General features: G+C 42.5%; 19 protein-coding genes. All 19 read right to left on the reverse strand.

The genetic code is table 11. The features are described 5' to 3' along the window. Positions 1-25: 25 nt before the first annotated feature. The 19 genes from ftsQ to leuO all read right to left on the reverse strand — a co-directional run bounded on the left by ftsQ (position 26) and on the right by leuO (position 23,046). A complete protein-coding gene (ftsQ, locus tag BO26_RS09185) occupies positions 26-829 on the reverse strand; it encodes a cell division protein FtsQ (protein WP_036770973.1) in 804 nt (267 codons plus the stop codon). Between the two features lies 1 nt (position 830). Further along, entirely contained in the window at positions 831-1,751 is a 921-nt protein-coding gene (locus BO26_RS09190) for a D-alanine--D-alanine ligase (RefSeq protein WP_036770974.1), read from the reverse strand. Next, positions 1,744-3,219 (reverse strand): UDP-N-acetylmuramate--L-alanine ligase, encoded by a 1,476-nt coding sequence (gene murC / locus BO26_RS09195; RefSeq protein WP_036771008.1) that lies wholly within the window; start codon positions 3,217-3,219, stop codon positions 1,744-1,746. The genes BO26_RS09190 and murC overlap by 8 nt, the downstream gene beginning before the upstream one ends. Before the next feature lie 55 nt (positions 3,220-3,274). Continuing rightward, positions 3,275-4,342, reverse strand: coding sequence for an undecaprenyldiphospho-muramoylpentapeptide beta-N-acetylglucosaminyltransferase (gene murG, locus BO26_RS09200; RefSeq protein WP_036770975.1), 1,068 nt, complete (start codon positions 4,340-4,342; stop codon positions 3,275-3,277). Further along, positions 4,339-5,532 carry a cell division protein FtsW gene (gene ftsW, locus BO26_RS09205; RefSeq protein ID WP_036770976.1) on the reverse strand — a complete coding sequence of 398 codons (1,194 nt, stop codon included), beginning with the start codon at positions 5,530-5,532 and terminating at the stop codon, positions 4,339-4,341. Before ftsW ends, murG begins: the two co-directional genes overlap by 4 nt. After that, entirely contained in the window at positions 5,532-6,842 is a 1,311-nt protein-coding gene (gene murD, locus BO26_RS09210) for a UDP-N-acetylmuramoyl-L-alanine--D-glutamate ligase (protein WP_036770977.1), read from the reverse strand. The genes ftsW and murD overlap by 1 nt, the downstream gene beginning before the upstream one ends. A 2-nt stretch (positions 6,843-6,844) precedes the next feature. Further along, complete coding sequence (gene mraY, locus BO26_RS09215; protein WP_036770978.1) at positions 6,845-7,927, reverse strand: phospho-N-acetylmuramoyl-pentapeptide-transferase; 1,083 nt, start codon at positions 7,925-7,927, stop codon at positions 6,845-6,847. Next, positions 7,921-9,300, reverse strand: coding sequence for a UDP-N-acetylmuramoyl-tripeptide--D-alanyl-D-alanine ligase (murF, locus tag BO26_RS09220; RefSeq protein ID WP_036770979.1), 1,380 nt, complete (start codon positions 9,298-9,300; stop codon positions 7,921-7,923). The genes mraY and murF overlap by 7 nt, the downstream gene beginning before the upstream one ends. Then, positions 9,297-10,784: a UDP-N-acetylmuramoyl-L-alanyl-D-glutamate--2,6-diaminopimelate ligase gene (gene murE, locus BO26_RS09225; protein ID WP_036770980.1), complete on the reverse strand. Its 1,488-nt coding sequence runs from the start codon at positions 10,782-10,784 to the stop codon at positions 9,297-9,299. The genes murF and murE overlap by 4 nt, the downstream gene beginning before the upstream one ends. Further along, on the reverse strand, positions 10,771-12,537 hold the full coding sequence (locus BO26_RS09230; protein ID WP_036770981.1) for a peptidoglycan glycosyltransferase FtsI: 1,767 nt from the start codon (positions 12,535-12,537) through the stop codon (positions 10,771-10,773). The genes murE and BO26_RS09230 overlap by 14 nt, the downstream gene beginning before the upstream one ends. 29 nt (positions 12,538-12,566) lie before the next feature. Next, the gene (gene ftsL / locus BO26_RS09235; RefSeq protein WP_036770982.1) at positions 12,567-12,887 is read right to left on the reverse strand and encodes a cell division protein FtsL; all 321 of its coding nucleotides are present in this window, start codon (positions 12,885-12,887) and stop codon (positions 12,567-12,569) included. After that, positions 12,884-13,828 carry a 16S rRNA (cytosine(1402)-N(4))-methyltransferase RsmH gene (gene rsmH, locus BO26_RS09240; RefSeq protein ID WP_036770983.1) on the reverse strand — a complete coding sequence of 315 codons (945 nt, stop codon included), beginning with the start codon at positions 13,826-13,828 and terminating at the stop codon, positions 12,884-12,886. The genes ftsL and rsmH overlap by 4 nt, the downstream gene beginning before the upstream one ends. 2 nt (positions 13,829-13,830) lie before the next feature. Further along, positions 13,831-14,289 carry a division/cell wall cluster transcriptional repressor MraZ gene (gene mraZ, locus BO26_RS09245; RefSeq protein WP_012777277.1) on the reverse strand — a complete coding sequence of 153 codons (459 nt, stop codon included), beginning with the start codon at positions 14,287-14,289 and terminating at the stop codon, positions 13,831-13,833. A 584-nt stretch (positions 14,290-14,873) separates the two neighbouring features. Then, a complete protein-coding gene (gene cra, locus BO26_RS09250) occupies positions 14,874-15,881 on the reverse strand; it encodes a catabolite repressor/activator (protein WP_036770984.1) in 1,008 nt (335 codons plus the stop codon). Between the two features lie 86 nt (positions 15,882-15,967). After that, positions 15,968-16,459 carry an acetolactate synthase small subunit gene (ilvN, locus tag BO26_RS09255; protein WP_036770985.1) on the reverse strand — a complete coding sequence of 164 codons (492 nt, stop codon included), beginning with the start codon at positions 16,457-16,459 and terminating at the stop codon, positions 15,968-15,970. Between the two features lie 2 nt (positions 16,460-16,461). Then, positions 16,462-18,189 carry an acetolactate synthase 3 large subunit gene (gene ilvI / locus BO26_RS09260; RefSeq protein ID WP_036770986.1) on the reverse strand — a complete coding sequence of 576 codons (1,728 nt, stop codon included), beginning with the start codon at positions 18,187-18,189 and terminating at the stop codon, positions 16,462-16,464. A gap of 958 nt (positions 18,190-19,147) precedes the next feature. Next, complete coding sequence (locus BO26_RS09265) at positions 19,148-19,714, reverse strand: RBBP9/YdeN family alpha/beta hydrolase (RefSeq protein WP_036770987.1); 567 nt, start codon at positions 19,712-19,714, stop codon at positions 19,148-19,150. A 349-nt stretch (positions 19,715-20,063) separates the two neighbouring features. Further along, on the reverse strand, positions 20,064-21,863 hold the full coding sequence (locus tag BO26_RS09270; protein ID WP_201771258.1) for an AMP-dependent synthetase/ligase: 1,800 nt from the start codon (positions 21,861-21,863) through the stop codon (positions 20,064-20,066). A 238-nt stretch (positions 21,864-22,101) separates the two neighbouring features. Further along, positions 22,102-23,046, reverse strand: a complete 945-nt coding sequence (gene leuO, locus BO26_RS09275) for a transcriptional regulator LeuO (protein ID WP_036770989.1) — start codon at positions 23,044-23,046, stop codon at positions 22,102-22,104. Positions 23,047-23,791: the final 745 nt, after the last annotated feature.

Genomic DNA, 23,791 nt, shown 5'->3' on the forward strand with positions numbered 1-23,791 from the left:
CTATATTATTGCCAGTAACTATTTATTACCCATTGACCGGAGCATCAGGGACACCAATTAGTAAAGGTGCCCAACCTACCGCGGCGCCGCTGTCATAACGTAAATCCACATAATCCACTCTTTTCTCTGTGTTCTGCTGTAATAGTGGATAAAGCTCGATAAAACGTTTAATACGACCTGTTGTATCCATTCTTCCCAGCTTTAGTCGGATATCATTATCCAATGTCAGTTGCCAGGAACGACGTTCAGTCATTGCCGCCACTTTTAATTTCAATTTGTTAGCAGCAAGGAGTTTAGCCATTGCCCGGTAGCCACCAAGCACCTCTTTTTCACTACCTTGTGGGCCATAAAGCATCGGGAAATGCCCCTTAGCTTCCCATTCAGCTGGTATACTAAACACCAGCCCTTCTGCATCCAGCATTTGTGTATCATTCCAACGCACATAAGGAACATATTCTACCAAATGAATTCTCAGTTCATCAGGCCACTGTTTACGGACAGTGACTTGCCTTATCCATGGCATTCGTTCAATCTGTTGCTGAATGATATTCACATCCTGCGTCATGAAAGTTCCCGGCTGCCCTAATGACAATATTGCCTGCCGAATATCATCGTTGGTGGTGTAATGTCGTTCACCCGTTACCACCAGCTTCGAAATAGGCAATCTGTCAGCATCTTTCATCCAGTTAAGAACTGCCCAACCACTCCAAATAATGGTTCCAAGTACCATAAGGAAGAAGATAAGCCCTGCCAGATAAGAGCCGTTACTAGGGCGGGAACGACTATTTTCACTATCCCGCCCCTTTACTTTCAGGGCCGCTTGAGACATATCAATCAGCCAACTCCAAAATCTTTACTACCAACTGTGAGAAATTTAACCCTGCTTGACGTGCTGCCATTGGCACTAAGCTATGACTAGTCATCCCAGGAGATGTATTCACCTCCAACAGATAGAAAACACCATCGGAGTCCATCATCACATCGACCCGACCCCAGCCACAGCATCCAACTGATTTATAAGCTTTCAATGCTAATTCTGCCAATTGTTGTTCTTTTTCATCACTTAAACCACTCGGACAAAAATACTTTGTTTCTTCAGACCAATATTTTGCATCATAGTCATAAAAAATAGCAGCGGGCTGAATACGAATAGAAGGTAAAGCCGCATCATCGAGAATAGCTACAGTGTATTCTGGACCGTACAGCCATTTTTCTATCAGCAAGTCAGCGTCATAACGAAATGCTATCTCCAGTGCACCACGCAACTCTGAAATCTCATTAACTTTAGTCATACCCACACTGGAGCCTTCCAGACTTGGCTTAACAATTAATGGCAGACCTAAATCTGCTACATGTTCTTGGAGTTGCAAATCAGTAAATTGTTCAAACTGCTGAAAATTAATTGCAACATATGGCGAGACAGTCAATCCTATCCCTTGCCATAACTGCTTTGTCCGCAATTTATCCATTGACAATGCAGAGGCCATCACGCCACTACCGGTATAAGGCAGCTGCAAAAATTCTAATACGCCCTGCAACGTACCATCTTCCCCGCCACGACCATGAAGCGCGATAAAGACTTTCTCAAATCCTGCCTCTTTAAGTTGCGTTACAGGAAAATCTTTTGTATCAACTGGATGAGCATCAATACCTGCTTCTTTCAATCCTGCCAGCACGGCATGTCCCGATAACAGTGAAACTTCACGCTCAGCAGAAGTTCCTCCCAACAATACCGCGACTTTCTCAGCCATGGTGTTTTTCCTCATTCAAAGATGGCTGCAATTTTGTTTCAGCCAAATTGCGCGCTATTTTGCCTATATTCCCGGCCCCTTGAACCAGAACTAAATCATTACCGTCTAGTACCTGCGCCAACACAGAAGCCACTTTTTCTGGCTCAGATACCAGAATTGGCTCTAAGTTACCGCGGCTACGGATAGTACGGCACAGCGAACGGCTATCCGCCCCCGGAATAACCGCTTCTCCAGCAGAATAAACATCCAGCATCAGCAATACATCCACCTGATTCAATACATTGGCAAAGTCATCGTACAGATCACGTGTCCGAGTATAACGATGAGGCTGAAATATCATCACAATACGCTTATCCGGCCAGCCAGCACGAGCGGCTTTAATGGTTGCATCCACTTCCGTTGGATGATGACCATAATCATCAACCAACATTGCACTACCACTTTTGCCGTTAACATGCTCCAGAGAGAAATTCCCCAGAAAATCAAAACGGCGTCCGGTTCCCTGAAAACCTGCTAACGCTGCCAGAATATCACGGCCAGAAATACCTTCTTCAGTTGCAACAGCGACTGCTGCCGCCGCATTTAGCGCATTATGGCGACCCGGTGCATTCAATACGACTTTCAAATCAACCATATCTTGACGACTAACAGTAAAATACCCTTGAGCACCTTTTTGCTCATAATGGGTGATACGCACATCAGCTTCCTCACTAAATCCATAAGTCGTGATATAGCGTCCCACATGAGGGATTAACTCTTTGACCACTGGATCATCAATGCACATGACTGCACGCCCATAGAAAGGTAAGTTGTGCAGAAAGTTGATAAACGTCTGTTTCAGCTTTTCAAAGTCACCATGATAGGTATCCATGTGGTCTGCTTCGATATTAGTAACTACTGCCACCATGGGCTGCAAATGCAGGAAAGAAGCATCGCTTTCGTCGGCTTCCGCAATTAAATAGCGGCTGCTACCAAGACGAGCATGTGTTCCTGCCGCTTTGACTAAACCACCATTAACAAACGTTGGGTCTAAACCAGCCTGTGCATAAATGCTGGAAATCATCGCCGTGGTAGTTGTTTTGCCATGAGTACCCGCAATAGCAATACCATGGCGGTAACGCATCAGTTCTGCCAACATCTCTGCTCTGCGAATAACCGGAATCCGAGCTTCACGAGCAGCAATAATTTCTGGGTTATCTGCTAAGATTGCCGTTGAAGCCACAACAACACTAGCATCCAGTACATTTTCAGGACGATGGTTAAAATAAATCTGAGCACCCAATTTAGTTAGTTGCCGAGTTACCGGGTTTGGCGCCAAATCGGATCCACTAATCTGGTAACCTTCATTGGCCAACACTTCGGCGATCCCCCCCATGCCAGCACCGCCAATGCCGACAAAGTGGATATGCCTGACTTTTCTCATTTCAGGCACGAAAGCTCTTAATTTCGCCAGTTGTTGTGTATTCACGTTTTCTTCTTCACTGTATATGTTTACTTCATCACCCTGTTTCAGGTGGCCTGAATTATTTTTTTGCTGCATCAATTAATGCCGCTGATACTTGCTCAGTTGCATCAGTAATTGCTGCTGAACGAGCTATTTTTGCCATTTCCAACAATTGTGGGCGTTGCCACTGAGTTAATAATTGTATTACTGCATCAACCGTAAATTGCGGTTGTTCCAGTATTTTTGCTGCACCAACTCTCTCCAGTGGTAGTGCGTTCCAATATTGCTGACGATCTTTATGCTGAAATGGTACAAAAATTCCAGGTAACCCGGCTGCTGCCACTTCGCTGACTGTCAACGCACCAGAACGGCAAATCACCACATCAGCCCAGGCATAAGCTTGTGCCATATCCTCAATAAATTCAGTAACCTTGTGTTCGCATTTAACTAAATTGTTATAGGCATTCTGAACTCTCTCTTTAGCCCCTTTGCCTGTCTGATGCCAAAGGGTAATTTTATCACCCATACGGGCAGCAATTTCAGGCATTGTCTGGTTGAGAACTCTGGCCCCCTGACTACCACCAACAACCAGAACCCGAATCGGGCCTTCACGCCCTGCCAAACGCTGCTCAGGTAGAGGTAATGCCAACACATCTTCGCGGACAGGGTTCCCAACAATAGGTGCTTGCGGGAATGCACCGGGAAATGCCTGTAAAACAGTTGTAGCAATTTTTGCCAGCCAACGATTTGTCAGCCCTGCAATACCATTCTGTTCATGCAGGACAACCGGAATACCACACATCCACGCAGCAATACCGCCAGGGCCGGAAACATACCCTCCCATTCCGAGCACTACATCTGGCTGATAGCGACGCATAATTGCTTTTGCCTGACGAATTGCTTTGAAAATTCGCACTGGGGAAACTAACAATGCTTTGATCCCCTTACCTCGCAAACCCGAAATCTGAATAAAATCAATCTCAATGCCATGTTTCGGCACTAAATCAGCTTCCATCCGATCCACTGTTCCCAACCAGCGAACTTCCCAGCCTTGGTTTTTTAAATGATGAGCTACAGCCAAACCTGGGAAAACGTGTCCTCCAGTTCCGCCTGCCATCACCATCAAACGCCGGGTTTTGCTACTCATCGAGAGCTCCTTACAAACGCCTGTGCTTTTGCCAAGCGTGTTTCAAAATCAATTCTTAATAGCAATACGATAGCTGTCGACATAATCAACAAACTTGAACCACCGTAACTAATCAAAGGTAAAGTCAGACCTTTGGTCGGTAACATACCTGCGGCAGCCCCAACATTAACCAAGGTTTGAAAACTGAACCAAATACCGACTGAACAAGCCAGAAAACCAGAAAAACGCTGATCCATCTGCAATGCACGACGACCTATCGTCATCGCGCGAAAAGCGACGAAGAATATCATTAACAATACAAAAACCACACCTATGTAACCTAATTCTTCTGCCAAAACAGAGAAAATAAAGTCAGTATGCGCTTCGGGTAGGTATGCCAGCTTCAGTACTGAATTTCCCAATCCTTGCCCTGAAAATTCCCCTCGACCGAAAGCCATCAAAGATTGTGTTAATTGATAACCTTTGCCATACGGATCTTCCCAAGGGTCCAGAAAAGAAGTTACACGGCGTATACGATAAGGTTCAGCAATAATTAATAGAACTACTGCAAATATCCCCGAACCAATAATTGCCAGAAACTGCCACAATTTTGCTCCCGCTAGAAATAACATAGCCAATGTTGTTACAAACAGCACTACCACAGTTCCCAAGTCAGGCTGAGCTAAAAGTAATACAGCCAACACCACCATGACACTCATTGGCTTACAAAATCCCCAGAAGTTATTCCGTACTTCTTCTACTTTACGCACCAGATAACTGGCGAGATAACAAAATAGAGAAAGTTTGGATAACTCAGCTGGCTGAATTCTCAAAGGTCCAAGGGCAATCCAACGCGATGCACCATTCACCGAACTTCCCACTACCAATACAATCAGCAACAGGATAACGGAGATAAGCAACATCAGGTTGCTATAACGCTGCCAGAAATCCATCGGGATACGCAGTGTAATCAATGACAATCCGAAGGCCAGCAAGAGATAAATCGCATCACGCTTAGCAAACAGAAACGGATCTTCAGCAAGACGCTGCCCAACCGGCATTGATGCTGATGTCACCATAACAAAGCCGATAATGCCTAACCCAAATGCCAGCCAAACCAGTGTGCGATCGTACAACACCATATTAGTAGCATCGGTTTCACGGCCACCAATAATCCAGTCTTTTAATCCACTGAACCCGGGAATAGACATCAACCCAACTCCTCAGCCAAACGAGCAAACTCATGACCACGCTGTTCAAAATTACGGAACTGGTCAAGGCTCGCACAAGCAGGAGATAACAACACCATGTCACCCACCACCAGCCTCGGTGCAATATCACGTATCGCCTGTTCCATGGTTTCAGTTAATGTCGCTATTTCTGGACGTAGTTGCGCCAGTCGTTTTCCATCCCGGCCAAAGCAGTAAAGCCGAATTTTATCCCCACAAAGGAAAGGCTTAAGCGGAGAAAAGTCGGCTGATTTACCATCGCCGCCTAGCAGCAAATAAAGCGTGCCCTCCAGGTTAAGGCCATTAAGCGCCGCCTCCGTACTGCCAACATTGGTCGCCTTAGAATCGTTAATCCAACGTACCCCATTGTTCAGATGAACAAGTTGGAAACGATGGTTAAGCCCCGGATAAACCATCAATGTTGCCAAACTGGCTTCACGAGGAATACCAACCGCATCAGCTAAAGCTAATGCAACCAATCCATTGACGTAGTTATGTCGTCCAGTCAGCTTAATTTCATTCGTCGCCAGCAATGACTGGTTATGAACTTTCAAAAAGGCATTTTCACTATCAAGCTGGTAATCACCACAATCAACACCAAAACTGACACAACGGCCATCCATACCCGTTTCAGGCAGTGTCAGAGGATCCTGGTCATTCACAATGCATCTTTTTGCCTGACGATAAACCCTCAATTTAGCCGCCCGATACTGAGACAAGCCTTGAGGATAACGATCCATATGGTCTTCAGTTACATTCAGTACAGTTGCCGCCGCTGCCTTTAGGCTATATGTAGTTTCCAACTGGAAACTGGAAAGTTCTAAAACATAAAGCTGACAAGATTGTTTCAATAGTTCTAATGCAGGAAGACCAATATTACCGCCAACCCCCACTTGCCAACCTGCAGCTTTAGCCATTTCTCCGACAAGACTCGCCACGGTACTTTTACCATTAGAACCCGTAATTGCGATTATCGGGGTAGTTGCCTCGCGGCAAAATAATTCGATATCGCCAACGATTTCTATGCCAGCATTAGCTGCGGCTTGTAATTCAGCTGTTGCCAAAGCAATGCCCGGGCTTGCAACAATCAAGTCAGCATCCATCAACCAGTTGGTATTCAAGCTTCCGCAATGGCATTCAATATCATCAGGCAATTTATCCCTACCGGGCGGCATTACACGGGTATCTATCACGCGAGGAATCACTCCTCGAGCCAAAAAAAAGTCAACACAGGAGAGACCCGTCAGCCCCAATCCAATAATGATGACTTTTTTACCCAAATAATCCGTCATGATTACCGTACCTTTAATGTTGCTAAGCCAATCAGCACTAACATCAGAGAAATAATCCAAAAGCGCACGATAACGCGCGGTTCTGGCCAGCCTTTCAATTCATAATGGTGGTGAATAGGTGCCATACGGAAAATACGCTGTCCTCGCAATTTAAAAGAACCTACCTGCAAGATAACTGACAAGGTTTCTATCACGAATACCCCTCCCATAATCACCAGTAAGAACTCCTGACGCAGCAACACAGCAATGGTCCCAAGTGCCCCACCCAATGCCAAAGAACCAACATCTCCCATAAAAACCTGAGCCGGATAAGTGTTGAACCACAGGAAACCCAATCCAGCACCAACAATTGCAGTACAGACGATGACCAATTCACCCGCATGACTCAAGTAAGGAATATGCAAGTAGTTGGCAAAATTGACGTTACCTGTTGCCCACGCCACCAGTGCAAAACCAGCTGCAACAAAAACCGTCGGCATAATAGCCAAACCATCCAACCCATCAGTCAGATTCACTGCGTTGCTGGTTCCAACAATCACAAAATAAGACAACAGAATGTAAAGCACACCTAATTGTGGCATCACATCTTTAAAGAATGGCACAACTAATTGTGTTGCCGCGGTATCTTTACCGACGCTGTACATGGCGAATGCTACACCCAATGCCAAGACTGACTGCCAAAAATACTTCCAACGAGCAATCAACCCTTTAGTATCTTTGCGCACGACTTTACGGTAATCATCCACGAAACCAACAATGCCGTAACCAATCAGCACAATCAGCACACACCAAACATAAGGGTTATTCAACCGCCCCCATAGCAGTACCGAAATCGTGATTGAGAACAGGATCAACAAACCACCCATGGTCGGTGTTCCACGTTTACTGAAATGAGATTCTGGCCCATCATTACGAACAACCTGCCCAATTTGTAACCTTTGCAGGAAGGCGATCATACGCGGCCCCATCCATAATGCGATAGCCAAAGCAGTCAGCAAGCTGACGATAGCCCTAAAAGTCAAGTAAGAAAAGACGTTAAAGCCGGTATGATATTTGACCAAATATTCGGCCAGCCAAACTAACATGTGAAGCTCCCCTGTAATGCACTTACGACGTCTTCCATCGTAGTACTGCGCGAACCTTTAACTAAAACTGAAATGATTTTGTGTTGCTGTAATAATGGAACCAATGCTGTAACCAACGCGTCTTTATCCGCAAAATGCTGACCACAACCACTCGCTTCGCTAATGTACATACTTGAAGTGCCCACACTGAATACTTTGTCAATACCACTGACAGCTGCGACTTCACCCACTTGGCGATGGTAATTTTCTGACTGATCACCCAACGCTCCCATGTCGCCAACCACCATGACTCGATATCCAGGCATCTGTGATAACACCTGAGCTGCAACAGTCATCGAACCGACATTGGCGTTATAAGTATCATCAAGCAGCAATTTTCCTTCTGCCAAATTGATTGGAAATAACCGACCCGGAACAGCCTTTACCCCAGATAATCCAACACGGACATCTTTTAGCGTCGCCCCCACAGAAATTGCCAACGCACTAGCAGCCAAGGCATTGGTAACATTGTGTTTCCCAGGTAATGGCAAAATAACTTCTGTGCTGCCGGCAGGAGTATGCAGTCGAAAATGAGTGGCCAATTGTTTAACCTGAATATCTGTAGCATAAAAATCGGCATCTGATATCTGTTGTATGGAAAAACGCCATACCGTTTTATCGCCAATAATCTGCTGCCAATTCACCCAATCATTGCTTTCTACATTGATAATGGCGGTACCGTCTGCTGAAAGACCAGAGAAAATCTCGCTTTTAGCTTTTGCAATACCCGTCAAAGAACCAAAGTCGTCTAAATGTGCAGTGGATAAGTTATTGATCAGAGCTGTTTCTGGTTGAGTTATTCCTGCGGTATAAGCAATCTCTCCAATATGGCTTGCACCCAATTCAATCACGGCAAACTCATGCTGTTCTGTCAATCTAAACAACGTTAACGGTACACCAATATCGTTATTCAGATTACCCGCAGTATAAAGCGTGCTACCACACTGGCGCAAAATCGCTGCGGTCATCTCTTTCACCGATGTTTTACCAGACGACCCCGTTAGCGCAACAACCCTGGCTTTACTCTGTTGGCGAACCCAACCAGCCAGTTTACCCATTGCCAAACGAGTATCTGCAACCACAACCTGAGGACAACTAACTGCTAATACACGGCTGACCAACAAAGCACCAGCACCCGCTTTTACTACATCAACAGAAAAATCATGAGCGTCAAAGCGTTCACCTTTCAATGCAATAAATAAACTCCCGTTTTCAACCTTACGGCTATCAGTAGTAACATCATGGATATAGATATCTACTGCCTGTCGCTCAGTTACCTGATTTAGTACCCCATTAGTAACCTGAGCCAATTGTTGCAATGTGAGGGATATCATGCAATTACCCCCAGTAACCGGGCAACAGTCAAGCGGTCTGAATAATCCAGACGGCGATGGCCTACCAACTGATAATCTTCATGGCCTTTACCCGCCACCAATACAACATCATCTTCTTTTGCTTGCATAATGGCACTAGTCACCGCTTCAACACGTCCATGAATGACTATCGCTCGCCCCGGATCAATAAAACCAGTCAAAATATCAGCAACAATTGCCTGCGGTTCTTCACTTCTCGGGTTATCGTCGGTAGTAATCACATAGTCGGCCCACTGTTCTGCCACACTGCCCATTAAAGAACGCTTGCCTTTATCTCGATCACCACCACAACCAAAAACGCACCAAAGCCTACCTTTACAATGCAGACGTGCAGCCAACAAAGCTTTCTCTAGTGCATCAGGTGTATGAGCATAATCAACAACGACAGTTGGTTTATCCGGTGCATTGAATACTTCCATTCTCCCGCAGACAGGTTCCAAGCAGGAAGCAGTTTCAAGCAGTTTTTCCAATGGATAACCCAACGCTAATAAGGTAGAAAGTGCTAACAGCAGGTTGCTGACGTTGAATGCCCCCATCAGAGGACTGTCAATTGTACCGCCTCCCCAACTGGACTCAAAAGTAACAGATACGCCTTTATCGTGATATTTTATTTCACTGGCAGACAACCAACGCCCTTGCCAATTTTCCGGCAGCCGATTTTCCATCGTCACGGCAACCGCTTGCGGTAGACGGGATAACCATTTCTGACCAACATCATCGTCAGCGTTAATGATTTGCTGTTTCACATCATGAGAGGAAAATAGCAGCCATTTCGCTGCTTCATAGTGTTCCATGTCACCATGGTAATCAAGATGATCACGACTCAGATTGGTAAATACCGCCGCCTGAAATGGTAATGCGGCCACACGCCCTTGAACCAGCCCATGGGAAGAGACTTCCATAGCCGCAAAGGTAGCCCCTTGTTGAACAAGCTGTTGCAGATCCAGTTGGATATCAACAGCTGAGCCGGTGGTGTTTTCACTTGGCGCCACATGCCCTAATAAACCATTACCTACTGTTCCCATCACCGCGCTGGTTTCACCCAATCCGTGAGTCCACTGTGCAAGTAATTGAGTCGTTGTCGTTTTACCATTGGTTCCGGTTACACCAATCAGGCGCAGTTTACCACCAGGATGGTGATAAAACTGACCCGCTAATTGTGACAACTTATTATTCAAATCGCTCACATAAACAACCGGAACACCGTGCATAATCTGCACAGTACCGCTATCGGCCTCTCCCTGGGCTTCTGCAATAACCGCCGCGACGCCTTGCGCGATGGCTTGAGGAATATAGTGTCGACCATCTGCCTGATGCCCTTTAATAGCAACAAACAAATCTCCGGCAGCCGACTTACGGCTATCCAATGTCATTTCGCGTAATGCACGTTCTGGAGCATCAATCCCCAACGGAGCGAGTAAACCGCGTAGATTACGATCTGCCACCTGTATCCTCTTTCTTATTAATCACAAATTCGTTTTTATCACCTGCTGCCAAAGCATCCGGCTCCACATTCATAATGCGCAGAACACCGCCCATAATGGCACCAAATACCGGCGCAGAAACCGCACCACCATAATATTTACCTGCCTGTGGCTCATTAATGACCACAACTAGAGCAAACCTTGGGTTACTTGCAGGGGCAACACCTGCGGCGTAAGAGATATATCGATTAACGTATTGGCCATCCGGCCCGACTTTCTTTGCAGTCCCCGTCTTGATTGCAATCCGATAACCTTTTACCGCAGCCCGCACACCACCACCACCAGGCAAAGCCACACTTTCCATCATATGAACGACTGTTCGCATGATGGGTTCAGGAAATACTCTTGTACCTGGCACAGGTGGATCAACTTTGGTAATTGACAGAGGACGATAGATACCCAGGCTACCAATCGTTGCATAGACTCGCGCTAACTGTAATGGTGTTACCATCAGCCCATAACCGTAAGAAAAGGTCGCTCTCTCAAGATCTGACCACCGCTGTTTTCCTGTTGGATATAAGCCACTGCTTTCTCCGACTAATCCCAGATTAGTCGCTTTTCCCAATCCAAAGCGTGAATAGACATTCACTAATTCTGTCGCGGGCATCGCTAACGCTAGCTTAGAAACACCGACGTTGCTCGATTTTTGTAAAATACCAGTGATAGATAATTCTGGATACCGGGATACGTCCTTAATTTCCTTACCGCTTATCCTAAAAGGTACTGTATTAATAACCGTATTTTCTTTGATGATACCATTATTCAACGCAGCCATTACCACCATCGGCTTGACAGTGGAACCTGGTTCGAAAATATCGGTAATCGCACGGTTGCGCATTGCGTCTTTTGGTGTGTTGAGGAAATTATTTGGGTTATAAGATGGGCTATTGGCCATTGCCAGCACTTCGCCGGTATTAACATCTACTAGTACTGCTGTACCGGATTCTGCTTTATTAAAAGCTACCGCGTTGGTCAGTTCACGGTAAACCAGTGCCTGCAAGCGTTCATCGATACTCAATACCAAATTGTGTGCTGCCAGACTATCAACAGATGAGATATCTTCAATGACACGACCAAAACGGTCTTTACGTACAATCCGTTCGCCTGGCTGACCAGTCAGCCAGCGATCAAAACTTTTTTCCACACCTTCCATACCCTGGCCATCAACGTTAGTCACACCAATAATATGGGCTGTTACCTGGCCTGATGGGTAATAACGCCGAGATTCCTGACGTAAATAAATTCCCGGCAGTTTCAATTTACCAATATAATCGCCAACCGATGAATTGACCTGTCGTGCCAGATAAACAAAACGACCTTTAGGATTCGCGCTAATTTTGTTAGTAAGTTGCTCAACAGGTAGGTTAATGGCATCAGACAAAGCTCTCCAGCGGGTATCATCAGTAATCCCTCCTTTTTCAAACACCTCTTTCGGATCTGCCCATACAGCATTTACCGGAACACTAACAGCCAAAGGCCGCCCCATGCGATCGCTGATCATACCGCGGGCAGTAGGAATTGACTGCACACGCAGAGAACGTAAATCCCCTTCTTTAACCAATTGATCCGGATTGATAACTTGCAGGTAAGTCACTCTCAGTAACAAGCCAACCAAAGCAAGGATAATTCCCCCGCACAGCAAGGCAAAGCGCCAGCTGACAAAGCTGGCTTTATCTTCTTGCCGTTTTGATTTCGCGAAACGAGCTGCTTTCATTACTTACCTTATTAATTAATCAAACTAACTCACTGTGAAACAACAATATTTTCCTGTGCTGGATTAACATGTTGCATATGCATTTTTTCAATTGCTATTCGCTCAACCCGACTCTGATCACCAAGAGAATTTTCTTCAAGAATCAAATTACGCCACTCAATTTCTAATGCATTACGTTCCAGCGCCAAATGCTCTTTCTCAGCAATCAACAAACGTGTTTCATGTGTTGTGGTCACAACAAATATGGCTGAAACCACTACAGCCACTAGAAGAATCAATGGTATTTTGGCATTCCTGAGAAAATCGCTGCCGATAATACCGGCTAATCCGTGACGTTCACCGGCCATTATTCACTAACTTTTTCAGCAAAACGCAAAACCGAACTACGAGCCCGTGGATTATCAGCCACTTCGTCCTCTGAAGGTTTCATCTTGCCGATAGATTTCAGGCTACGCCCACCCTGTGCTTTCAGTTGTTCTTCTGTTAAAGGTAACCCTGCCGGTACCTGTGGCCCACGACTGTTATGACGAATAAATCGCTTAACAATGCGATCTTCCAGTGAATGGAAACTGATAACTGAAAGTCGCCCATGTGGGGCAAGCACCTGTAATGCACCATCCAGCGCTTGCTCAATCTCTTCTAATTCACTGTTGATATAAATCCTAATCGCCTGGAAGCTCCTTGTTGCAGGATGCTTATACTTCTCTTTCACTGGACTAGCCTGAGCAATCAAATCCGCCAACACTTTTGTTCGGGTAATCGGTTCTTGCTGATTACGTGTAACAATTGCTTTGGCAATACGTTTGGCGAAACGCTCCTCACCAAATGTTTTCAACACCCATGCAATATCATCCACTTCTGCTTTCATCAGCCATTCTGCAGCTGACTGCCCATGAGTCGGGTCCATCCGCATATCTAACGGCCCATCACGCATAAAAGAAAAACCACGTTCCGGATCATCTAATTGAGGTGAAGAAACACCTAAATCCAGTAATACCCCATCAATTTTGCCTGCCAGACCAACGTTTTCTACATAGTGTGCTAATTCAGAAAACGGTCCATGAATAATTGAAAAACGTGGATCTGTGATCGATTTTGCGGTTTCAATCGCTTGCGGATCACGATCAATTGCAATTAAACGACCTTCCATTCCCAATTGTGACAAAATCAAACGTGAGTGCCCGCCACGGCCAAATGTGCCATCAATATAGATTCCATCTTTACGAATATTCAGTCCATTGACTGCTTCATCCAGCAATACACTGGTATGTTTAAAATGACTGTTTGCCATGTTTATAGTGATAAGTCCTGTAGCCGTACTGATAAAGGTTGCTGTGTGGATTGTTCAGCTGCAATGTCATCCTTAACCTGTTGATACCAAGCTTGCTCATCCCACAGTTCAAATTTGTTGAACTGACCAACCAGCATGACCTCTTTAACTAGCCCTGCGTGCTGACGCAGTGTATTGGCTAACAAAAGACGTCCAGCACTATCCATTTGGCATTCACTGGCATGACCTAAGAGCAAACGTTGCACCCGACGCTCTGCCGGATTCATGCTGGATAAGCGGGAAAGTTTTTCTTCAATAATTTCCCATTCAGATAACGTATAAAGCAGCAAGCATGGCTGGTGAAGGTCAATAGTACAAACCATTTGCCCTTGCGATTCCTCGTTTAGCATCGCCCGATATCGGGTAGGCACGGCAAGCCGCCCCTTGCTATCGAGATTAACTAACGTTGCTCCACGAAACATCCTAAAGTTGCCTCAGGCGATCCCAAATTACCACTTTATCCCACTAATCCCCACAATAAGGAGTTTACGGATGGGACGAAAACCTTGTCAAGCCAGAGCCGATGCGCTTTAGCTATATTTAGTAAAAGGATTTTGGATGTTGGGAGCATTAATGATTAAATTTAGCAATGTCAATAATAATTAACACTTTGATAATTTTGAATAATTTTACGAATATAAGGAGAATAAATGTTCATTACAAAATAATGAAAAAATAATTGTGTTATTAGTTTATTTACATAATTTACATTTCATTACCATCCAACCATCATACAATAATATTTATCATTTAAATAAGTACATTCGATACTAAAACCAATAATGATAATAAAATCATCAAAAATAACATCATTAAAATCAACTTAATATATAAACAAAACAATAAGATAGGATGAAGTATAAAAAATTTCAAACCTAAATAAATTCCTATTCATGCCGTTTTTTTACTAAATGATTTAAGAATTGCTTTAAAATTGTCTTCCCACTCTTTCTCTTATAAATCTGAAGCAAAAGCCCCTCATCAAAAAATCAATGAGGGGCCTTCATCATAACTTTCGACTCAAGCTTCCTCGTCGACATAAGTCACGGCGTATCCGTGTAATACCTGGATCTGGTTTTTGCTTTTCATCCAGACTTGCCAACACTAGTTCTAATACCCGCTCCGCTACTTCACGATGGCGCTGCACGACAGAGAGTACCGGACATTCAAGGAAATCCAGTAATTCATGATCACCAAAAGTCGCAATAACTAATTGATTAGGTAATCGACCATCGTGTTTAAGCGTGACATCCATTATTCCCTGCAGCAAAGCAAAAGAGGTAGTAAACAACGCTTGGGGCATCGGATGAATTTCCAACCACCTGGCAAACACTTCAGCCGCCGCATCACGCTCATAGCTGTCTGAATAAAGGTACATAACTTTGCGAGGGTCATCTTTCCATGCCTCACGGAATCCCTGTTCACGCAAAAAACTAACTGACAGTTCAGGTAATGCACCAAGATAAAGCACAGATTCAGCAGGGAATTGACGAAATTCTTGTGCCAACATCTTCGCATCTTCAAAATCATCGCCCACTACACTGATAAAGTGTTCATTTTCCAATGCACGGTCAAACGCAATAATAGGCAAAGCACGGTTTGCCCAGCGCTGATAAAAAGGATGTTCCGGCGGTAATGCAGTAGAAACAATAATTGCATCCACCTGACGCTGTAACAGGTGTTCAACACAGCGCATTTCATTATCAGGCTGATCTTCAGAGCAGGCTATCAATAATTGATAACCACGCTGACGAGCTTGACGTTCTAGATAATTCGCAATACGGGTATAACTGGTATTTTCTAAATCTGGGATAACCAAACCAATAGAACGAGTGCGTCCTGCACGGAGGCCGGCTGCCACAGCATTTGGATGGTAGTTATGCTCTCTAACCACGGCCATCACTTTTTCTACTGTTTTATCACTGACACGGTATTGCTTGGCTTTACCATTAATCACATAACTGGCCGTTGTGCGCGAAACACCTGCAAGGCGGGCGATTTCATCCAGTTTCACATTAACTCCTCATAAACCCAGAAAAGGCCCTACTTTATCGCAGAGCCTCACCAATGTATGTATATTGTCCCGCAGTTTGCGATTTTTCATCGCATAATTTTATCTCCGCGCGATACACCAACAACTCCGGAACGAGCTACTTCTACAATTTCAGCAGCATCACGAACAGCATCGAGAAACGCATCGAGTTTATCGCTGGTTCCTACCAGCTGTACGGTATATAAGGTAGAAGTTACATCAACGATCTGCCCACGGAAAATTTCAGTACTGCGTTTGATTTCTTCACGGCCATATCCGCTAGCCTGTAATTTCACCAGCATAATTTCACGTTCCACATGCGAACCTGATACCAACTCGCTGACCCGCAACACATCCACCAGTTTGTGCAATTGTTTTTCAATCTGCTCAAGTACCCTGGCATCACCTTTAGTCTGAATTGTCATCCGTGACAATGTTGGATCGTCAGTTGGAGCCACAGTCAAACTTTCAATGTTGTAGCCACGCTGGGAAAACAGACCGACAACACGGGATAAAGCCCCCGATTCGTTTTCAAGTAATACAGATAAAATCCGGCGCATAATCAGGTTCTCTCCGTTTTGCTTAACCACATCTCATCCATTGCCCCTCCACGGATCTGCATAGGATATACGTGTTCAGTTTCATCAACTGTGACATCAACAAATACTAGTCGCTGATTTTCAGTCACCTCTTTCAAAGCTTCTGCCAATTTACTTTCCAATTCATCATAACGTTGGATAGAAATACCGACATGACCATAAGCTTCAGCCAGTTTGACAAAATCAGGTAGTGATTCCATATAGGACTGAGAGTGACGGCCTGCATAAATCATGTCTTGCCACTGTCTTATCATCCCCAGGAAACGATTATTTAAGTTCAGAACCAGCACTGGTAACCCATATTGCAATGCTGTGGATAGTTCCTGAATATTCATCTGAATACTGCCATCCCCTGTAACACAGACTACCATCGCTTCCGGTTTCACCAATTTGACACCTAAAGCAGCAGGTAGGCCAAACCCCATCGTTCCCAAACCTCCTGAACTGATCCAGCGCCTTGGCTGATCAAATGGGTAATGTAGTGCAACAAACATCTGGTGCTGCCCAACATCCGAAGTGATATAAGCTTCACCTTGCGTCAGACGATAGAGAACTTCGATAGCAGCTTGTGGTTTAATTTTCTCGCCACCGCGATCAAAATTGAGACATTTACGACTACGCCATTGCTGAATAGATAACCACCAATCTTTTAATGCATCCGGGTCCTGTGTATCTTCCATTGTTTCCAATAATCCCAGCATTTGCCCCAAAACCTGCTTAGCATCACCAACAATAGGTACATCTGCAGAAACAGTTTTCGAAATTGATGTTGGATCAATATCAATATGTAAGACAGTTGCATCCGGACAGTATTTTTCCAGATTATTAGTAGTACGATCATCAAAACGTACACCAACAGCAAAAATCACATCCGAATTATGCATTGCTTTGTTAGCTTCAAATGTGCCATGCATACCAAGCATACCTAGATTTTGCTGATGAGTGGCCGGGAAACTGCCTAATCCCATCATAGAGCTGACAACAGGAATATTAAATTTTTCTGCCAATACCAATAATTCTGCCGAACAATCTGCATTAATTGCCCCACCACCTACATATATGATCGGTTTTTTCGCATTCAGAAGTTTTCTCAGTGCTCGTTTAACCTGCCCTCTGTGCCCTTGAACCGTCGGGCTATAAGAACGCATGCTTATCTGTTCAGGATAAATATATGGCAATTTTATTGCTGGATTTACCGTGTCTTTCGGTAAGTCAATGACGACTGGCCCCGGACGACCACTAGAAGCCAAATAGAAGGCTTTTTTCAGTACCTTTGGAATATCTTCCGTTTTCTTCACTAAAAAACTGTGTTTTACGATTGGACGGGAGATCCCCACCATGTCACATTCCTGGAATGCATCATTACCAATCAAGGAGCTGGCTACCTGACCGGACAATACAACCATTGGAATTGAGTCCATATAAGCTGTCGCAATACCTGTAATTGCGTTAGTCGCACCTGGCCCAGAAGTGACCAATACCACACCAACTTTCCCTGTAGCACGGGCATAACCATCAGCCATATGAACTGCCCCTTGCTCATGACGTACCAGGATATGCTCAATTCCCCCAACCGTATGCAAGGCATCGTAAATATCCAGTACTGCCCCACCCGGATAACCGAATACATGTTTAACGCCCTGATCAATTAACGATCGGACGACCATTTCAGCTCCTGATAACATCTCCATAGGTTCTCCTCCAGGCTCTGTTTGCAAGTTAATAAATCGGAAGTTACTTCCACTTTTATTTTAGTAAGACGAATAGCTCCTCAGCGGGATATTCATGCTGAGTTAATTAACATAACGCTAGAAACGGGTGTTAGCAATGTAAGTACAAGGAAGAATAGCCACTTTCTGACAATTCAATATGTCTCTTGCAAGCGTTATCTTACTATCAATAAGCCAAAAGTAAGTAGAATATGAGTGGCTATACCTGAAAAGAATAACAACATATAGGTATTATCCGGTATATATACGATAAAAAACTAAAAAGTAGCTTTCAAAATCGTTTAAGTCATCGAAATGTGAAGCTGATAAAGGAAATGCCGACAAACGCCTCAGATAATTTGACCGTCATTTCCTCATCTTTGGATAGCTATTGCAAATAATGCATTCGAGTAAAATCTTTTTACTCCATTTTAATTAGAGAATATATAGAAGCTAGCGTTTATTCCTGGAATAGTAATTCCATACATTCAATACTCACTTGGATATATAAATATTCATTTTCATAACTAAATAACCAAAAACAATAATCAACCAAATGATATTTTAAAATAGAAAAAATTATTTACACGGCTCATGAAACAATCTTAATAGCTCATAAAAGCATATTCCCATATTCAATAAAACTCTATATAATACATTATTGAAAATTAATCCCTTAAGAGTAAATTAATTTAACAAATAAATCACTAACTCTTTCAGAATATAAAATCACACCAAAAAAGCCTCAATATAAATTCATTATCCATAGTGAAGAATATATATTTTCGCACTAACCATTCCACTTCATTTATTTAAATTAAATTTTAATTCCCACTATCCTGCATTTATTTATCATTAGTTAAAACCCATATTAATTAAAATAGCCAAGTCATGAATATAAATAAACTTGGCATATTTACAGAACAACAAAGACATTTATTTACAACATTGAATTGTCTTTTAATACCTTCTCTAGGCTAGGAAAAACAGTAAAACCGTCGCAATCTAAAAAATGCCCACCATCAGGGAAACCATATAATTCAGCTCGGAGCTGCTGACTTAAATTTAATGTAAACTGTGGAGATACAATCTCATCATTAAGCGATAATATTACTATTCGTTGGTTTATTCGGTGTATAAGGGGATGAAAATCCAAGTTTTCCGCAGTAAATATACTTAATTCGGGTAAAGTCGGTAATTTTTCATAAAAGCCTGCAATTAATACAATCCCGCCAATATTTACATTATCAGGTAAAGATGAAATGTAACGGAGTGTGGCAATACAACCCAAGCTATGCCCAATAAAAAGCGTTTTTTCATTAGGATGAGGTACATTCTCCTGCAACTTTTCTTGCCATAAATGAGGTGAAGGAGCGTGAGATTCAGGCATTTCCGGCACTATTACCCGAACATTTGACCTTTCATATTGACTTTTAAGCCAAGGAAACCAATGATGATCAGGAGTCGCCATAAGGCCATGTACAATAACTATATTATCAAAATTCATCAATTCACCTCATTATACAATAATGTGTCTTATTTACTATGCATACGCACCGCACAAATATAAAATACTATCATTCCATTTTTATAACCATCTCTTTTATCATGCCGTTTAAAGTCAGATAATTATACCTTGCCCTAACCTATTAAATAACAAGTGCCCTATTCCAGGCATAGAATGATACCCGTGAATATAATTTATTTATAATTTTTAAAATTAAACCACAGCTTATTCATCTAATATTGAATTTTTAAAACCGGATACTCCTGAGATAAATTTAAAGTAGAATATTATGCAATACTACCTTAAATTTCCCTTGAATAGCCGGGCGCGCTATATAAAGCTCCAGAAATTAATCTCGATACATGGATTCAATTTCGTTATGGTAACGCTGCATAATAATTTTCCTCCGTAATTTTAGCGTTGGCGTTAATTCCCCTGTTTCCATTGAAAATGGATTTGGCAATAATGTGAAACGCTTTACCTGATCGAAGTGAGCGAAGTTTTTCTGCATCTCTTTCAAGCGTTGCTCAAACATATTGATAATTTGACTATGACGCAGCAATTCGACTCGATCATAATATTTGAGATTAACTGATTTCGCATACTCTTCCAATGCATCATAACAAGGCACAATAAGGGCAGATACAAATTTACGGGCATCAGCAATAACAGCAACATGCTCAATAAAACGATCTTGCCCCAAAATGCTTTCAATCATTTGTGGTGCAATATATTTACCATTTGATGTTTTCATCAAATCTTTTAAGCGCTCGGTAATAAACAAATAACCATTCTCATCCAATTTACCAGCATCACCCGTACGCAACCAACCATCTTGAGTAAATGTCCTGTCGGTTTCTTCCTGATTATTGAAATAACCTTTCATCACAATTGGACCGCGCACCTGTATCTCATTTTCTTCACCGATACGGACGTCAATACCAGGCAGTGGAGTACCAATAGAACCAAGCACGTAACCTTGCTCATCCCAACAGGAAACCGTGGCACAAGTCTCTGTCATGCCATAGCCATATTTGATATTTATACCAACAGCAAGGAAAAATAGGATAATGGTTTCGTCTAAACGCGCTCCGGCAGCAGGTAAAAAACGGACTCTACCACCCAATATATTACGCAATTTGCTCAATACCAATTTATCGGCTAGTCGGTGCATTGCCGTTGACCAGGGACAATTTTTTTTACCTTGCAGCTTACGTAAAAACTGACGTTCTCCACATTTAATCGCCCAATTAAAAAGTTTCCTCCGATGCCAAGGCGCCTGAGAAACCTTTTCAAAAACCGCACTATAAATTTTTTCATAAAATCTTGGCACTGCACACATCACTGTTGGACGAATAGCTGCCATAGCTTGACGAACAAAATTAGTATCCGTCAAATAAACGTTTTGCGCGCCAGTATGCATGACATAAAAGCTCCATGCGCGCTCAAATACGTGGGATAACGGCAGGAAACTCAAAGAAACATCCTGATCAGTTAATGTCAGTATATGGTCATGTGAATGTAACTGATATGCTAAACTACGGTAATCAAGCATGACACCTTTAGGATCACCGGTTGTACCAGATGTATATATAAGCGTAAAAAGATCATCCAGATTGCGGTTAACAATACGGGTTTCCAACTCAGACTGATGCTGTAATTTGTTATCAGTCATAAAGTCAGATAAATACTGTGCTAATGAACAATCGTGCAAATCGACTGATTCATCCAATACAATGATGTGACTGAGCTGAGGACAACATTCTATCAATGTGATAGCAACATCGTACTGCGCCTGCCCACCAACAAATAGAATATGTACGCCAGCATCATTGAGAATAAAACCAGCCTGCTCCTGACTGCTAGTTGCATACAAAGGGACAGTGACCGCCCTGAGCTGTAATATCGCTATATCCGCCAGTGACCACACCATACTATTATTTGCAAAAAGGCCAATTTTTTCCTGCACATCAACACCAATCTCCAACAATGCTCGGCTAATGGCTTTTACCTTGTTATCAATATCACTCCAACTCAATTCGAGTTGTCCATCCGGAGACCATTGACGAAACGCTATTTTCTCTGGATGTTGTTTGATCTGCTGTTGCAACCGGTTTATCAAGTGATAAGGATGTAAATTTTCAGCTATCACAATTCTTTTCCTGTTCGAAAAACTATTTTCTTATCAGAGAAAAAACAGCTGTTTTATTCTCTAATAATACCTGTTTGCATGGCTTATTCGCTATTCAGCTTACAGGTGTTAGCTATTTCCTCGCAGTCTACCTATTCCTGAACAATAGGAAAAGAATATTTATCAAAAGTTGAGGAATTTGTGATAAGGTAAAAAAAACTCACTACCAGTTATCTAATAGTGAGTTCCGGGCTAATTAGTTTCCACCAAGTTGGCTCAGCAACGATTTCATCCACTGATGCCCTTTATCTTTTGTTGTAGATTCGTGCCAAATCAAATAACACGGACGGCTTACTTTATCCCACGGCAATGAAACAGCCTTTATTGCTAATTGTTCGCTGTAGTGTTCAACCAACCATCTCGGAGCAATCGCAACTAAGTAAGTTTGAGATACAATATGCAACACGCTATTCAAGTCAGTTCCTTGATAAACGACGGAACGTAAACATTCACTATCATCATAATAAGGGATACTGAATGAACCTACGTTATCCAAAGATACAACTGCATGATGCTCCTTATACAACTGCTGCTGATTAATACTATTTCCAATTCTTGGGTGGTTGCTGGAAACAGCTAAAACCAATTCATCGTTGAATAACGGATAATGATGAAAGTCCATACGCTCTAACTGCGTATAACTAATGACAAACTCAGTTTCCTGATACCTGAGTTGATGCTCAATATTATCATGCAGATATGATCTAATCGTGACACCCAAATTCGGCGTATTTTGTTTTACCTGTTCAACTATTTTTGCTGCCAATCTAATATCTAAAGGGCTACAAATTGAAAGATTAAAAACCCTATCACTATCCTCAGGCTCAAAACCAACCCCAGGTAACTCATTATATACCAATTGTAATGCCTGGCGGACAGGCCCAAATAATTGATGAGCTCTTGCTGTCGGTTGTATTCCACGTCCATAACGTACAAATAATTCGTCATTGAACATTAACTTCAAACGAGAAACCGCATTACTGACAGCAGGTTGTGACATCCCTAATATCTGCGCGGCACGTGTTACATTCTGCATTTGCATAACTGCATCAAAAACCGTCAACAGATTTAGATCTACATTACGTAAATGAATTTCACCTGGACCTTTTTGGGTTGTCGTTACTGAGGTGTATTCAGCCATTGTTTAACTCCACTAAACTCATTCAGATGACCCCAACTAATAACAAAACATCGGAAATACCTTCATTCATTACTCAGATATTACGATGACTTTTACTATTAACGAGATCAATTATCTCAATCATTTTGATGGTAAATAATTAAGACTCGTCCTTGTACAAATCTGAATACGCATAGCTAACCAGCGCATCCCCTTATTAGTGTTAAAAATATATAATCTCAATTAGTAGAAAATGTAGACGTTCATTATTTATTCACAAAAAAGTCCAATCATGTTAACAACCCATTCACTCCGGTTTGTTAGATAAGATAATAAATCAAAGAATGACATAATTCATAATAAAATTACTGATTTATTATTATTAAACAATTTTATCAGAGTTATTATACTATAAAATTATTTTTTCAAAGATATATAACATAACTTCCTATTTACATCTATTTTGTCAATAACAGATGGTATTTTTTAGAAAAATACAAAACAACTTCCACCTCTCCCAATGAAAATACTTAATTTTAATTAATAAGTATAATACGCTATTTTTTATATAATTATGAGTTTATCACTAAAGCCAAAGCCAGCCCCAAAAGAATAAAATAAAATCTTTTCAAATAAATACAGGTTAACACTTCAAATCATCACCATTGAAAAAGTAAAATCAAGAATCATATGCCTAAATGAATTCTTGACATCACTTTTAAGATAACGTATCAATAAAAGTATCGGAATCATAAACACTCATTAA

The sequence above is a fragment of the Photorhabdus australis DSM 17609 genome (assembly GCF_000711895.1).
In the GTDB taxonomy this organism is placed as follows: Bacteria; Pseudomonadota; Gammaproteobacteria; order Enterobacterales; family Enterobacteriaceae; genus Photorhabdus; species Photorhabdus australis.

Coding starts and splice junctions, on each gene's coding strand:
- ftsW (WP_036770976.1), bottom strand. CDS start 5,532: ATGTCTATTCCCGGGTTCAGTGGATTAAAAGACTGGATTATTGGTGGC.
- ftsQ (WP_036770973.1), bottom strand. CDS start 829: ATGTCTCAAGCGGCCCTGAAAGTAAAGGGGCGGGATAGTGAAAATAGT.
- mraY (WP_036770978.1), bottom strand. CDS start 7,927: ATGTTAGTTTGGCTGGCCGAATATTTGGTCAAATATCATACCGGCTTT.
- ilvI (WP_036770986.1), bottom strand. CDS start 18,189: ATGGAGATGTTATCAGGAGCTGAAATGGTCGTCCGATCGTTAATTGAT.
- BO26_RS09265 (WP_036770987.1), bottom strand. CDS start 19,714: ATGAATTTTGATAATATAGTTATTGTACATGGCCTTATGGCGACTCCT.
- BO26_RS09190 (WP_036770974.1), bottom strand. CDS start 1,751: ATGGCTGAGAAAGTCGCGGTATTGTTGGGAGGAACTTCTGCTGAGCGT.
- rsmH (WP_036770983.1), bottom strand. CDS start 13,828: ATGGCAAACAGTCATTTTAAACATACCAGTGTATTGCTGGATGAAGCA.
- murG (WP_036770975.1), bottom strand. CDS start 4,342: ATGAGTAGCAAAACCCGGCGTTTGATGGTGATGGCAGGCGGAACTGGA.
- BO26_RS09230 (WP_036770981.1), bottom strand. CDS start 12,537: ATGAAAGCAGCTCGTTTCGCGAAATCAAAACGGCAAGAAGATAAAGCC.
- leuO (WP_036770989.1), bottom strand. CDS start 23,046: ATGGCTGAATACACCTCAGTAACGACAACCCAAAAAGGTCCAGGTGAA.
- murF (WP_036770979.1), bottom strand. CDS start 9,300: ATGATATCCCTCACATTGCAACAATTGGCTCAGGTTACTAATGGGGTA.
- murD (WP_036770977.1), bottom strand. CDS start 6,842: ATGACGGATTATTTGGGTAAAAAAGTCATCATTATTGGATTGGGGCTG.
- mraZ (WP_012777277.1), bottom strand. CDS start 14,289: ATGTTTCGTGGAGCAACGTTAGTTAATCTCGATAGCAAGGGGCGGCTT.
- ilvN (WP_036770985.1), bottom strand. CDS start 16,459: ATGCGCCGGATTTTATCTGTATTACTTGAAAACGAATCGGGGGCTTTA.